This window comes from Reyranella sp. GW821-FHT12G01, from assembly GCF_058806575.1.
On the sequence record NZ_JBXAPV010000001.1, the window covers coordinates 1,343,102 to 1,356,618 of the forward strand.

A 13,517-nucleotide genomic window follows, 5' to 3' on the forward strand; every position below is an offset into this window, starting at 1 on the left:
CGGACCCGCCAAGATTGCGCCGCGCGCCCGCCTGCTTATACTTTCGGGCATGCGGCGCACTTCCTATGAGCAGATGAATTGTTCAATCGCTTCGGCACTCGATGTCGTGGGCGAGCCGTGGACTCTGCTGATCGTGCGCGACGCGTTCTATGGCGTGCGCCGCTTCGACGACTTCCAGGAAAATCTCGGCATCGCGCGCAACGTGCTGACGGCGCGCCTCAAGAAGCTCGTCGAGGCCGGCGTCTTCCGCAAGACCGCCTATCGTCAGCGTCCCTTGCGTCACGAATATCGCCTCACCGAAAAAGGCGCGGCGCTGTTCACGGTGATCGTCGGCCTGAAGCAGTGGGGCGATCGCTTCGGCGCGGCCGCGCGCGGCGGCAAGCCGATGGACCTGGTGGACGGTTCCGACAACAGGCCGCTCGATCCCGTGCTGATCGACGCCGAAAGCGGACGGCGGCTGGAACTCACCAACGTGCGCGCGGTGGCGGGCCCCGGCGCCGACCAGAACACGCGCGCCTTCTTCGAGCGGCTCGCGATCAACAAGACTGCGCGTTAGGCCGAGCAAGGCTCGGCCCACCAAGCGGCAGGACATTGCTTGCAATGTCCGGGAGCGCCGAAGAAAGAACGATCACGACATGCCATCTCCGTCGTCCTGAGCGCAGCGAAGGACCTCACGCCAGTCACGGAGTACGTCGGTCGTTCAGCTAGGTCCTTCGCTGCGCTCAGGACGACAAGGAAGCGTCAGTCCTTCTTCTCCGGCTCAAGCCGCTTGCCGTCGAGCGAGCGCGCCGTGCGGTCGGCGGTATCCGCGTCCGCTTCCTTCTCGGCGCGCGTGCGGCCGAAGCGGCGGCGGTTGGTGTCGGCTTCCGCCTCGCGTTCGCGTTTCGCCTTGTCCTTGCGGGCGCGTCGCAGGTTGACGATCTCGGCCATGATTTTCTCTATGCCGTGGTTGCAGTCGATGCGCTAGTCTGGCGATGAGCCGGACCGGGGAGCCCGCCATGACACCAACCACCCGCAAGCGTCTCCTGATCGGCGGCGGTGGCATCATCGCCCTGCTGGTTGTCGCCCTCGTGGCGGCGCCCGCGCTGATCAACGTCAATTCCTACAAGCCGCTGATCGTCTCGCAGGTGAAGACCGCGACCGGCCGCGACCTGGTGATCGACGGTCCGATCTCACTGTCGCTCTTGCCGACGCCGACCGTCTCGGTGACCGGCGTGAAGTTCTTCAATGCCGCGGGCTCGAAGAACGCCAACATGGTCGAGGTGAAGTCGGTCACCGTGAAGCCCTCGCTGCTTGCCCTGCTGGGCGGCAACATCGAGATCGGCGAGGTGACGCTGGTCGAGCCCAAGATCGTGCTGGAGATCAACGCCGAAGGTAAGCCGAACTGGGAGTTCGCACCGTCGGTCGCCGAGGCCAAGCCCGCCGCACCCAAGCCCAGCTCGCCGCGGCCGCTGTCGCTGGGCCGGCTCACCATCGACAACGGCACGCTGATCTTCAGCGATTCCAAGGCGGGCCTTTCGGTGGTCGCGGAGAAGGCGAACTTCTCGGCGTCGGTCGGCTCGATCGACGGCCCTTATTCTCTCGCGGGCGACGCCAACATCAACGGCTCGCCGCTCAAGCTCGACCTCGCGGTCGGCGCGAAGGGCAGCAACGGCCACACCGCCGACATCACGCTGCAGGCGGGCGGCGGCAAGCTCGGCTTCAAGGGCACGCTCAGCGAACTGGGGGCCGCGGCGCGGGTCTCGGGTATCGCTTCGGTTTCCGCCGACTCGCTCACCACCTTCGTGGGCACGCTGGTCAAGCTGGCCGGCCAGCCCGAGCCGGCCCTGCCGCCCTTGCTGGCCGGCAAGTTCACGTTCGACGGCGCGGTCGATCTCTCGCAGACCGCCGTCGCCGCGCGCGATTTCAAGATCGCGCTGGGCCAGGACAATGGCTCGGGCTCGATCTCCGTCGGGCTGAAGCCCAAGCCTGCCGTCGACGGCAAGCTGGTCGTGCCGAAGCTCGATCTCGACCGCTGGCTGGCGGCCCTTCAGCAATCCGCCCCGGCTTCCGCGACGCCTGCCGCTTCCACGCCGGCAGCACCTGCAGGCACGGCCACCTCGAGCGAGAGCTTCTTCGGCGATCTCAACGCCCGGCTCTCCTTCGAGATCGGCGAGGTGATCTACAACAAGCAGGCGGTGCGCAACGTCGCGGTCGAGTTCGATGCGAAGAACGGTGCGGTGGCCGTTCCGAAGCTTTCGGCGACCTTGCCGGGCGACATGGTCCTGCAGGCGCAGTCGTCCCTGACGGGCGACGCGGCGCGGCCGGGTGTCACCGGCCAGTTCAGCCTGGTCGGGCCGAAGCTGCGCGAGACCTTGGCGTGGCTCGCGGTCGACCTGTCGTCGGTCCCGCCGTCGAAGCTGCAGAAGCTCAGCCTCAAGGGCCGCATGTCCTCGACCGGCGGCAACGTGCAGGTGAGCGACGCCGTCTTCGAACTCGACGACCTGAAGGGCAGCGGCGGCGTGACGGTGACCTTCTCGGTGCCGCTGTCGATCGTGACCAGCATCAACCTCGACACGCTCGACCTCGATTCCTTCCTGGCGCCGACGAACCAGGCCGCGCAAAAGCCGGCCGCCGCTTCGTCCAGCGCGGCGGCTGCCTCGGGGCCTGCCGCGGTGGGACCGTCGATCGGCCTCAAGGCCAAGGTGGCCAAGGTCATCTACAACAAGGAGACCATCCAGGGCGTCGACGTCGACGTGGCGCTGCAGGGCAGCACCTTGCGGCTGAACGACATCAAGGTCTCGAACCTGGGCGGCGGACGCCTCGCGGTGCGGGGCTCGGTCGCCAACTATGCGGCGGCCCAGCCGCGGCCCGACATCGCCTTCAATTTCGAGGCGCCCGACATGAGCCGCGTGCTGAAGGTCGCGGGCACCACGGGGCCGGCCGATCTCGGCGCGGTGAGCGCCAGCGGCGGCGTCGCCGGCACGATCGAACAGCTCAGCCTGCGCGACCTCACGGTGAACGCCATGGGCCAAAGCGTGAAGGCGACTGGCACGCTCTCGTTGCCCGGCGCCTCCAAGGGCGCGCCCCAGTCGGCGGCCTACAAGGGCAATCTGGTGCTGAACGGCCAGGCGGTCGACGGTTCGATTGATGCCCGCCTGACCGGTCGCACGACGGTCAACGCCGACCTGCGCGCCAGCGTGCTCGACCTCGACCGGATCGGGGGCAGTGCGGCACCCGCGCGGCCGGCGGGCCGTGGCCAGGCAACGGCGGCCAAGCCGATCGACACGGCGCCGCTGCGCAGCCTTGACGGATCGTTGAAGCTGGTTGCCGGCACGCTGGTCAGCTCGCCGCTGCGCATCGGCAACGCCGACCTTTCCGTTACGCTGAAGGACGGCGTGCTCACGGTGCAGCACTTCAAGGGCTCGCTCTATGGCGGCGCGCTGGCGCTGTCAGGAACCGTCAACGCGACGCAGCCGGCGCTCGCCTTCGACTTCAAGGGCGACGCCAACAACATCTTCCTGGGCGAGATGCTGCGCAGCACCTCGGGCACCAACCAGTTCGGCAGCGCCGTGAAGGTGACGGTCGACGGCAAGCTGAACGCCAACGGCATCACCCTGCGTGGCGGCGGTTCGACCTCCGACCAGATCAGGGCCTCGATGGCGGGCGGCGCCCAGCTCGGCGGCCACATCTTCATCGGCGCCGACAAGGCACTTCAGATGCTGGGGTCGCTCGCGGCGGGCGCTGCCAGCACGGTGATCGACCAGACGCTGGGCAACGTGCTGGGTGCGGTCGGCCAGCGCGGGATGGCCCCGACCAATATGTTGAACGCGATCTCCCTGGTGCTGAACCGCTTCGTGAACAACGACAATCCGATCTCGGGACACATCGACATCGCGGGCGGCGTGCTCAGCGACAAGGGGCTCGCCGTCCAGGGCAACCGGGCGACGGCGCGGATCTCCACCCGCACCAACCTCGCCGCCTCGACCACCGACACGACGGTCAATTTCTACATCTCCGAGGACGGCTCGGCGCCGTACCTGACGACGACCGCGCGCGGCTCGATGTCCTCGCCGTCGCTCAACGTCACGCGCGGCACCGCCAAGGACCCGCCGGGCATGGCCAGCACGCTGCCGGGCGCGCAGCAGCTCCAGCAGATCCTGCCGGGGCAGCAGGGCGGTGGTCAGCAGCAGCGCTCGCTGATCCCCAACATCCCGATTCCCAATATTTTTGGCCGTTAGGAGTTCCCGTTGCTTGATCGTCTGAAGTCCGTGCTGAAGGCGCGGTTCGGTTCCGCGCCCGCTTTGTCCGAAGCCCCCAAGGGGGTCGAGGTCCTGGCCGAGATGGCCAACCGCCGCGTCGTGCGGCGTTACGCCGACAAGCCGCTCGACCCGGCGCTGCTCGACACGCTGTGCGCCGTGGCGCTGTCGGCGCCGTCCAAGAGCGATCTCCAACAGGCCGACATCGTGATCGTGACCGATAAGGCGCAGCGCGCGAAGCTGCAGGCCCTGATCCCGGAGAACCCCTGGGCGGCGGCCGGACCGGCGCTGCTGGTGTTCTGCGGCAACAACCGCCGCCACCGGCTGCTGTTCGAATGGCGCGGCCGGCCCTTCGTGAACGACTATCTCGACCCGTTCTTCAACGCCGCGGTGGACGCGGGCATCGCGCTCGCCACCTTCATCGCCGCCGCCGACCGCGTGGGGCTGGGGACCTGCCCGATCAGCCAGATCCGCAATCATGCCGCCGAGGTCGCCGAGGTGCTGGGCCTGCCGCAGCATGTCTTCCCGGTGGCCGGGCTCGGGGTCGGCTGGCCGTCCTTCGAAGGCGTCCTGACGCCGCGGCTGGGCCTCGACGTGTCGATTCATCGCGACCGGTACGACGAGACCGGCCTCAGGGAGAAGGTCGAGGCCTACGACAAGCGGCGCAACGAGACCCAGCCCTATAAATCCCAGCGGTTCGTGGACAAATTCGGCGAGGATCCCGCCTATGGCTGGTCGGAAGACAAGGCCCGGCAATATTCGGTGCCGGAACGGGCCGATTTCGGCGCATTCGTGCGCGCCAAGGGCTTCAATCTCGACTGATCGTGCTTCGCTTCAGCTCGCCCAGTACATAGAGCCGCAGCGCGCTCGACAGGTTGTTGCCGTCCTGCGCCCGGCTGTGGTCGACCTCGGCCACGAGGGCGTTGAGTGACAGGCCACGTGCCTGCGAAAGCGCTGAAAGCTCGGTCCAGAAGGCATCTTCCAGCGAGATGCTGGTGCGGTGGCCGTCGATTGTGACCGAGCGTTTACGCATGCCGGGACTGTGACAGCGGCCTCGGGTAGCGGCAAGACGCCCCTCAAGTCGCCTTGCCGCCGTCACAGAGCGTGCGTATAAGCGCGCCCAATCAACCCCGGACACATCACTATGGATATCCGTAACGTCGCGATCATCGCGCACGTCGACCATGGCAAGACCACTCTGGTCGATTGCCTGCTGAAGCAGAGCGGTACCTTCCGCGAGAACCAGCAGGTCGCCGAGCGCGCCATGGACTCGAACGACCTCGAACGCGAGCGCGGGATCACCATCCTCGCCAAGGCGACCTCGGTCGAATGGCACGGCACGCGTATCAACATCGTCGACACGCCCGGCCACGCCGACTTCGGCGGTGAGGTCGAGCGCATCCTGTCGATGGTCGACGGCGTGGTCCTGCTGGTCGACGCGGCCGAAGGCCCGCTGCCGCAGACCAAGTTCGTGCTCGGCAAGGCGCTGCGCCTCGGCCTGAAGCCGATCGTGCTGATCAACAAGGTCGACCGTTCCGACGCCCGCGCGCACGAAGTGCACGACGAGGTGTTCGATCTCTTCTCGGCGCTCGAAGCGTCGGACGAGCAGCTCGACTTCCCGACGCTTTTCGCCTCGGCTCGCCAGGGCTGGGCGGCGACCTCACTCGAAGCCGAGCACACGGACATGACGCCGCTGTTCGAGCTGCTGGTGAAGCATGTGCCGGCGCCGAAGATCGATCCGGATCCCGCGTTCCGCATGCTGGTGACCACGCTCGAGGCCGACAACTTCCTCGGCCGCATCCTCACCGGCCGCATCCTGTCGGGCTCGATCAAGCCCAACACGATGGTCAAGGCACTGGCTCGTGACGGCAAGGAACTCGAGCAGACCCGCATCACGCGCATCCTGGCGTTCCGCGGCCTCGAGCGCGTGGCTCTGGAGTCGGCCGAGGCCGGCGACATCGTCGCGATCGCCGGCATGAAGGCCGCCACCGTGGCCGACACGATCGGCGACCTGACGATCTCCGAGCCGATCGCCTCGCAGCCGATCGATCCGCCGACGCTCGCCATGACCTTCATGGTCAACGACTCGCCGCTCGCCGGCCGCGAAGGCGACAAGGTCACGACCCGCATGATCCGCGCGCGCCTGATGCGCGAGGCCGAGGGCAACGTGGCGATCCGCGTCACCGACACCGAGAACGCCGATTCCTACGAGGTCGCCGGTCGCGGCGAACTGCAGCTCGGCGTGCTGATCGAGACGATGCGCCGCGAGGGCTTCGAGCTCGCCGTCGGCCGTCCGAAGGTGCTGTTCAAGACCGATCCGGCCACCGGCCAGCGCCAGGAGCCGATCGAGGAAGTCGTGATCGACGTCGACGACGCCTATACCGGCGCCGTCGTCGAGCAGATCTCGCTGCGCAAGGGCGAGTTGCAGGACATGCGTCCGTCGGGCGCCGGCAAGACCCGCCTGGTGTTCTACGCCCCGTCGCGCGGCTTGATCGGCTATCACGGCGAGTTCCTGACCGACACGCGCGGCACCGGCGTGATGAACCGCCTGTTCCATGAATACGGCGCCTATCGCGGCCCGATCTCCGGCCGCCGCAATGGCGCGCTGATCGCCAACGAAGAGGGCACCTCGGTCGCCTACGCGATGTGGAAGCTCGAGGAGCGCGGCCCGATGTTCATCGAGCCCGGCGTCTCGGTCTACATGGGCATGATCATCGGCGAGCACAGCCGCGGTACCGATCTCGAGATCAACGTGCTGAAGGGCAAGCAGCTCACCAACATCCGCGCTGCGGGCAAGGATGAGGCGGTTCGCCTCACGCCGCCGCGCAAGATGTCGCTCGAGCAGGCGATCGCCTATATCGAGGAAGACGAACTCGTCGAGATCACCCCGAAGTCAATCCGGCTGCGCAAGCGGTTCCTCAATCTCGAGGATCGCAAGCGGGCCAAGAAGCAGGCCGCTGCGGCGGCGGAGTAAAGACTAAGACATGAGCGGCAGGAACGTGGATTTCGGCGATCGCCTGGCGACCGCCGCGGCGGCCAAGCAGGCCTTGCTCGAAAAGGCCAAGGCCAAGGCCAACGATCCGGAACTCCTCAAGAAGCAGGCCGAACGGGCCGCCATCGCGGCCGCCCGTGAGGCCCGCGAGAACGAGCGCCGGGAGGCCAAGAGGGCCGAGGAGGCTCGTATCGAAGCCGAACTCGCCGCCGCGAAGGCAGCGGCCGAGGCTGAAGCCGCTGCTGCAGCGGCCGCTGCCGCGGAAGCGGCCGCCGCCGCCGAGGCCGAGCGCGCTGCCCGCCGGGCCGCCAAGCCGGTCCTGACCGAGGCCGAACAGAAGGCCGCCCGCGACGCCCGCTACGCCGCCCGCAAGGCGCGCAAGGGTAAGCGCTAAAACTTCCGAAGACCGGTTGCTTCCCCATTCAGATGGGGAAGTGCCCCGTCATACGGGGCGATGGGGTCATGGGCCGAGCCAAGCGATGACCCCTCCGTCGGCGTAAGACGCCGCCACCTCCCCATTTGAATGGGGGAGGCGATGCTTCCTCGTCAGAGCGCTCCGCCGGTCAGCGACGCACGTTGGCTGATCTCGATGTGATTGCCGTCGGGATCGCACACGAACGCATAGCGCACCGTGTCGCCCAGGACGCGCGGATCGCCGCCCGAGGCGCCGCCGCGTTCCAGGATGCCGGCATATTCGGCCAGGCAATCCCAGACCTGCACCGTCATGTAGCGATAGCCCGGGCCGCGCCACTGGCCGACTGCGCTCTCGACCTTGCCTTGTCCCGCCACCACGACCAGTGAATCGCCGCAGCGGTAGCGACCTTCGCCCGCGCGCTCGAACTGCATGGCGTGCGTCCAGAACCGGTCGTGCGCGGCGGGATCGTTCACCTTGAGCAGGATCGCGATGCCCTCGACGCCATTCTGCCCCTTCGGCACCAGGGTGACCTTGTTGCCGTCCGGATCGGCCAATGGCTGCGGCGCGGCCAGCCCGTCGCGGGCGATCTCGAGGCCGACGATGCCCGAGGGCGGCACGTCGGGCAGGGGCCCGCGCGCATGGTTCATCTTCAGGATCGAGCCGTTCATGTGATGGCGGTGCTGCTGCATGCCGCCGCCCAGCTTGCCCATGTGGTCGTAGGGCAGGCCGACCGTCTGCTGCCAGAAGGTGAGTTGTTCGTCGCGCGTGTTGGAGAACAGGCCGACGTCGAGATGCTGCTTGGCGAGGTTCATGGCTCCAGTGTAGCGCCAGAAGAGAAACAATTCTTACAAACCCCGCCACGACGACGCTGCAGAGCGGTCCTACAACGGGAGCGGGTGAAGGGGCCGGCCGCTGGGGAGCGTCGGCCACAAAGTGGGAAGGGCTACGATGATTCGCGCCATGATCGGCACGGTCGCCGTGCTTGCGGGTTTTGCCGTCGTCGAGCGTTCAGTCGACGCCAGCACCGGCCAGGGCGGATCGTGCATGCCAGTCGAGACCTACGCGCTGCTCCAGCCGGGCGCGGGCATCGCCGTGCGCGCCGAGCCGACGCCGGAAGGCGCGGTGATCGGGAGCCTGCGCGGGCAGCAGCAGGTCGTCGTTCCGATGTCCGGCAGCCAGAACGGCTGGGCGCGCATCGCGATGGCGGAGGGCGCCGAACCGTTCGGCTGGGTGCCGGCCGATCAACTGAGGGTTGATGCGCGGGCGGGCGGCGGGCTCTACAGTCGGCCGGGGCCGATGGGCCAGAAGCTCGCGACCCTCGACGCCACCGCAGGCAGCTTCCGCGTGCTTGGCTGCCGCGGAAGCTGGGTCCAGGTCATCAACGCGCGCGAGGGCGCGGGATGGATCAACAAAAACTCGTCGTCCTGAGCGAAGCGCCCCCTCGAATGCCTCGGGGCAGGCTCCGGCGCGCAGTCGAAGGACCTCTTTTCGCCTCGACACACCGTGCGCCGGAAAAGAGGTCCTTCGACTACGCCGCCCTGCGGGCGGCTCCGCTCAGGACGACGGTTAGCAGCGCGACGGTCAGATCTTCAGGTCGCTGAAGAAGTCGTTGCCCTTGTCGTCAGTGATGATGAAGGCCGGGAAGTTCTCGACCTGGATGCGCCAGATCGCTTCCATGCCGAGTTCCGGATACTCCAGCACCTCGACCTTCTTGATGACGTTCTGCGCCAGGATGGCGGCCGGGCCGCCGATCGAGCCGAGGTAGAAGCCCTTGTGCTTCTTGCAGGCATCGACGACTTGGCGTGAGCGGTTGCCCTTGGCCAGCATCACCATCGAGCCGCCATTGGCCTGGAAGAGGTCGACGTAGGAGTCCATGCGGCCGGCCGTGGTCGGGCCGAACGAACCGGACGCCATGCCGGTCGGCGTCTTGGCCGGGCCGGCGTAGTAGACCGGGAACTGCTTGAAGTATTCCGGCAGGCCCTCGCCGCGGTCGAGCCGCTCCTTGAGCTTGGCGTGCGCCGAATCACGCGCCACGATCAAGGTGCCCGTGAGGTTCACGCGCGTCTTCACCGGATGCTGCGTCAGCACCGACAGTGTGTGCGCCATGCCCTTGTCGAGGTTGACCGACACGACGCTGCCGGAGAGCTGCTGGGGCTCGATCTCGGGCATGAAGTGCGCCGGGTTGGTCTCGAGCTGTTCGAGGAAGACGCCGTCCTTGGTGATCTTGCCCACGGCCTGGCGGTCGGCCGAGCAGGAGACGCCGATGCCGATGGGCACCGAGGCGCCGTGGCGGGCGATGCGGATCACGCGCACGTCGTGGCAGAAATACTTGCCGCCGAACTGCGCGCCGATGCCCATCTGGCGCGTGAGTTCGAGCACCTTCTGCTCCATCTCGCGATCGCGGATGGCGACGCCCTTGTTGTTGCCTTCGCTCGGCAGGTCGTCGAGGTAGCGTGTCGAGGCGAGCTTCACCGTCTTGAGGTTCAGTTCGGCCGAGGTGCCGCCGACCACGATGGCCAGGTGATAGGGCGGGCAGGCCGCGGTGCCGAGCGTGCGGATCTGCGTGTCGAGGAACTTGAGCAGCGAGGCCTCGTTCAGCACGGCCGGCGTCTGCTGGTGCAGGTAGGTCTTGTTGGCCGAGCCGCCGCCCTTGGCGACGAACAGGAATTTGTAGGCATCGCCGTCGGTCGCGTAGATGTCGATCTGCGCCGGCAGGTTGGTGCCGGTCTGCACTTCCTTGAACATCGACAGCGGCGAGACCTGCGAGTAGCGCAGGTTGGTCTCGGTGTAGGTCTTGTAGACGCCCCGGGCGATTGCGGCCTCGTCGCCGCCGCCGGTCCACACCGACTGGCCCTTCTTGCCCATGATGATGGCGGTGCCGGTATCCTGGCACATCGGCAGCACGCCGCCGGCCGAGATGTTGGCGTTCTTCAGGAGTTCGAGCGCCACGTAGCGGTCGTTGTCCGAGGCTTCGCTGTCGTCGAGGATGTTGCGCAGCTGCTGGAGATGGCCCGGGCGCAGCAGGTGCGAAATGTCGTGGAAGGCGGCCGCCGTCAGGGTGGTCAGCGCCTCGGGGTCGACGGTGAGCACGTCGCGGCCGTTGAATTTGGTGGTGCCGACGAAGTCCGAGGTGAGCTTGCGGTAGGACGTCGTGTCCTCGTGGCTCGGGAACATTTCCTGGAACTGGAATTCGGGCATGCGTGTTCTCCTGGCGACCCTGTCGGGGCGCCGGTTTCCTGCCGCAGCCGGGGCGCGGCGTCTAGCTACTTCTTTCGGAAGCTGTCGAGCTTGACGACCTTGGAGGCGGCGTCCTCGGGCTTGGCGGCCTCATCGGTCGTCGCCGCCTCGGCCTCAACCGCTGTGTCCTGGCCCTCGGGCGCGGGCGCCGGCGGCCGCTTCTCCGGCACCGGCAGCTGTGTCGGTTCCGAAGACCCTTCCGGTCGGTCGCTGGAAATCTTGTCTCCCGCCTTGTCGCGGCGGTCGAACTGCAGGCCGAAGCGCACCGACGGATCGACGAAGGCCGAGAGCGCGGCGAACGGAACCTTTATGCGTTCCTGCTGCTTGTTGAAGCTCACCGTCACTTCGAACGCATCGTCGTACAGGATGAGATCCCAGTACTGGTGCTGCAGGACGATCGTCATCTCTTCCGGATACTTGGCGCGCAGATACTCGGGCAATTCGACGCCCGGATCGGTGCTGCGGAACGAGATGTAGAAATGGTGCGAGCCCGGGAGGCCTGATTCCGCGACCTGAGTCAGCACGCGTCGCACGACGCTGCGCAGCGCATCGTCGACGAGAGCATCGTAGTGAAAGCGATCGTTCATGGCCTGTCGGAAATTTCGTGAAAGCATCGGCCCGCGATGCCGGGGAGTCAACGATGGCAATAGCGGTCAATCGCCGGGAAAGAAAGTGGGAGATGGCGGGAGGATGAGTGGGGGGCTTCTGTTGCCCGGTGCCCCCCGGACCGCGCTTACGTCCGCTGTTTAGGCGGCAGCAGCGAGTGTAACGGTGTTATCGTTAGCACTTGTGAATGGCCCGTCACGGCGGAACCATACCGGGCAAAAACCGCGCCTTTACCACGCTCGTCGATCCTGGTTCGCCCCCATCGGTTCCACCCGAGGGTGGAGAGAAATGGTGGAGGCGCCGGGTACTGCCCCCGGGTCCGAAACGCTTATTCCACGCGGCGTTTATCGCCATAGTCGGTTTCCCGACACCCTCCATATAGGCGCTTCCATCGGCTTTTTGAAGGCGTTGTGAGGTTCGGATATTTCCCCATGGCCGTGGGTGCGCTGCGCCCATAAAGTCCGGCGCAAACAAGGATCAACGAACCGATGCCCCTCTCGAGCGACCAGCAGGCTGAAATCGACCAGGCCCGGGCCGGCGCCCAGCCGACCCTGCGCCCCGTGGCTCCGGCGCTGGAGGAGATCCTCTACCAGGCGCTGCCCGTGCTCGATCACGGCTTTGTCCGCGTCGTCGACTACATGGGCGACGATGCCGCCGTGGTGCAGGCCGCGCGCGTGAGCTACGGCCGCGGCACCAAGAAGGTTAGCGAGGATCGCGGCCTCATCAACTATCTCATGCGGCACCGGCACACGACGCCGTTCGAGATGTGCGAGATCAAGTACCACGTGAAGTTGCCGATCTTCGTGGCGCGCCAGTGGATCCGCCATCGCACCGCCAACGTGAACGAATACTCCGCGCGCTACTCGATCCTGGACAACGAGTTCTATGTGCCGAAGCCCGAGCATCTCGCGGCGCAAAGCGCGATGAACCGGCAGGGCCGCGACGCCGTGCTCGCGGGCAAGGAAGCCGAGCGCGTCTTCAGCCTGCTGAAGAAGGACGCCGAGCTGGTCTACGAGCACTATCTCGAGATGCTGAATGAGGGCGAAGCCGGTGCGCCGCTCGATCCCGAGCGGTCGGGCCTCGCGCGCGAGCTCGCCCGCATGAACCTGTCGCTCGGCTTCTATACCCAGTGGTACTGGAAGACGAACCTGCACAACCTGATGCACTTCCTGTCGCTGCGCGCCGACGCCCATGCGCAGTACGAGATCCGCGTCTATGCCGAGACGATGCTCGACACGCTGAAGCGCTGGTGCCCGATCAGCCACGACGCCTTCGTCGAATACCGCATGGGCGGCACGCATCTCTCCAAGACCGGCCTCGCCATCGTGAAGCGCCTGCTGGCCGGCGAGAAGGTCGACCAGAAGTCGAGCGGGCTCAGCGCCCGCGAATGGCGCGAGCTGATGGCCGCGCTCGGTCAGGAAACGTGATCCGCGATCCGGGCCGGCTGCGCCTTCTGCGCGAGCGGCCGCGCGACGGCGCGGCCGTCGAAGCGATGAACGAAGCGGCGTTCGGTCCTGAGCGTCAGCAGAAGACGGTCTATCGCCTGCGCGAGGGCGTGAAGCCGATCCGCGAACTGTGCTTCGTGGCGATCGACCAGAAGGACCGGATGGTCGCGTCGATTCGCAACTGGCCGATCCTGATCAACGAGAAGTGGCCCGCCGTCATGCTGGGCCCGCTCGCGATCTCGCCGGAGCTGCGCGGTCTGGGCTACGGCAAGGCGCTGATGTGGCACTCGATGGCGCAGTCGCGGATGCTCGGCCACAGCCGCATCATCCTGGTCGGCGATCCCGAGTACTACAACCAGTTCGGCTTCCGCCGCGACCTCGCCCTCAACATCCAGCTCCCCGGCTGGGTCGAGGACCGCCGCTTCCTCGCCCTCGAACTGGTCGCCGGCTCGATGATCGGCGTCCACGGCATGATCGGCAAATGGCGCGTCGGCTGGCGGCCAAGCAAGCGCAAGACGAAGAAGTAGCTCAAGCGGACCGCGGGCCTCCGGCCCGCTCATGATCTTGATGCGGGCCGGAGGCCC

13 protein-coding genes and 1 other RNA gene are annotated in these 13,517 nt (G+C 66.9%); 8 read left to right on the plus strand and 6 right to left on the minus strand.

Annotation, left to right across the window (positions count from 1 at the left end; genetic code table 11):
- The first annotated feature begins 73 nt into the window (after window positions 1-73).
- Entirely contained in the window at window positions 74-556 is a 483-nt protein-coding gene (locus AC1RP5_RS06640) for a winged helix-turn-helix transcriptional regulator (RefSeq protein WP_493109828.1), read from the plus strand.
- A 185-nt stretch (window positions 557-741) separates the two neighbouring features.
- On the opposite strand, the gene AC1RP5_RS06645 is transcribed toward AC1RP5_RS06640, so the two are convergent.
- A complete protein-coding gene (locus AC1RP5_RS06645; RefSeq protein ID WP_493109829.1) occupies window positions 742-930 on the minus strand; it encodes a DUF4169 family protein in 189 nt (62 codons plus the stop codon).
- A gap of 68 nt (window positions 931-998) precedes the next feature.
- On the opposite strand from AC1RP5_RS06645, the gene AC1RP5_RS06650 reads away from it, so the two are divergent.
- Together AC1RP5_RS06650 and AC1RP5_RS06655 are read left to right on the plus strand one after the other, a co-directional pair.
- Window positions 999-4,220: an AsmA family protein gene (locus tag AC1RP5_RS06650; protein ID WP_493109830.1), complete on the plus strand. Its 3,222-nt coding sequence runs from the start codon at window positions 999-1,001 to the stop codon at window positions 4,218-4,220.
- 9 nt (window positions 4,221-4,229) lie between these two features.
- Entirely contained in the window at window positions 4,230-5,060 is an 831-nt protein-coding gene (locus AC1RP5_RS06655) for a nitroreductase family protein (RefSeq protein ID WP_493109831.1), read from the plus strand.
- Here AC1RP5_RS06655 and AC1RP5_RS06660 read toward each other — a convergent pair.
- Window positions 5,047-5,271 carry a ribbon-helix-helix domain-containing protein gene (locus AC1RP5_RS06660; RefSeq protein ID WP_493109832.1) on the minus strand — a complete coding sequence of 75 codons (225 nt, stop codon included), beginning with the start codon at window positions 5,269-5,271 and terminating at the stop codon, window positions 5,047-5,049. The two genes, AC1RP5_RS06655 and AC1RP5_RS06660, sit on opposite strands and share 14 nt — an antisense overlap.
- A 111-nt stretch (window positions 5,272-5,382) precedes the next feature.
- Here AC1RP5_RS06660 and typA point away from each other — a divergent pair, with 111 nt between their 5' ends.
- Both typA and AC1RP5_RS06670 read left to right on the plus strand, forming a co-directional pair.
- A complete protein-coding gene (gene typA, locus AC1RP5_RS06665; RefSeq protein WP_493109833.1) occupies window positions 5,383-7,212 on the plus strand; it encodes a translational GTPase TypA in 1,830 nt (609 codons plus the stop codon).
- Between the two features lie 10 nt (window positions 7,213-7,222).
- A complete protein-coding gene (locus AC1RP5_RS06670; protein ID WP_493109834.1) occupies window positions 7,223-7,624 on the plus strand; it encodes a DUF6481 family protein in 402 nt (133 codons plus the stop codon).
- A gap of 152 nt (window positions 7,625-7,776) precedes the next feature.
- On the opposite strand, the gene AC1RP5_RS06675 is transcribed toward AC1RP5_RS06670, so the two are convergent.
- Window positions 7,777-8,457, minus strand: coding sequence for a VOC family protein (locus AC1RP5_RS06675; protein ID WP_493109835.1), 681 nt, complete (start codon window positions 8,455-8,457; stop codon window positions 7,777-7,779).
- Window positions 8,458-8,593: 136 nt separating this feature from the next.
- Here AC1RP5_RS06675 and AC1RP5_RS06680 point away from each other — a divergent pair, with 136 nt between their 5' ends.
- On the plus strand, window positions 8,594-9,073 hold the full coding sequence (locus AC1RP5_RS06680) for an SH3 domain-containing protein (RefSeq protein ID WP_493109836.1): 480 nt from the start codon (window positions 8,594-8,596) through the stop codon (window positions 9,071-9,073).
- Between the two features lie 153 nt (window positions 9,074-9,226).
- Here the strand turns inward: AC1RP5_RS06680 and AC1RP5_RS06685 are convergent, their stop codons facing one another.
- The 3 genes from AC1RP5_RS06685 to ssrA all read right to left on the minus strand — a co-directional run bounded on the left by AC1RP5_RS06685 (window position 9,227) and on the right by ssrA (window position 11,896).
- A complete protein-coding gene (locus tag AC1RP5_RS06685; RefSeq protein ID WP_493109837.1) occupies window positions 9,227-10,843 on the minus strand; it encodes a fumarate hydratase in 1,617 nt (538 codons plus the stop codon).
- A gap of 65 nt (window positions 10,844-10,908) precedes the next feature.
- Window positions 10,909-11,469 (minus strand): SspB family protein, encoded by a 561-nt coding sequence (locus AC1RP5_RS06690; protein WP_493109838.1) that lies wholly within the window; start codon window positions 11,467-11,469, stop codon window positions 10,909-10,911.
- A gap of 106 nt (window positions 11,470-11,575) precedes the next feature.
- Window positions 11,576-11,896: a transfer-messenger RNA gene (gene ssrA, locus AC1RP5_RS06695) on the minus strand.
- A gap of 80 nt (window positions 11,897-11,976) precedes the next feature.
- On the opposite strand from ssrA, the gene thyX reads away from it, so the two are divergent.
- Together thyX and AC1RP5_RS06705 are read left to right on the plus strand one after the other, a co-directional pair.
- Window positions 11,977-12,915, plus strand: coding sequence for an FAD-dependent thymidylate synthase (gene thyX / locus AC1RP5_RS06700; protein WP_493109839.1), 939 nt, complete (start codon window positions 11,977-11,979; stop codon window positions 12,913-12,915).
- Window positions 12,912-13,460, plus strand: a complete 549-nt coding sequence (locus AC1RP5_RS06705) for a GNAT family N-acetyltransferase (protein ID WP_493109840.1) — start codon at window positions 12,912-12,914, stop codon at window positions 13,458-13,460. Before thyX ends, AC1RP5_RS06705 begins: the two co-directional genes overlap by 4 nt.
- Window positions 13,461-13,517: the final 57 nt, after the last annotated feature.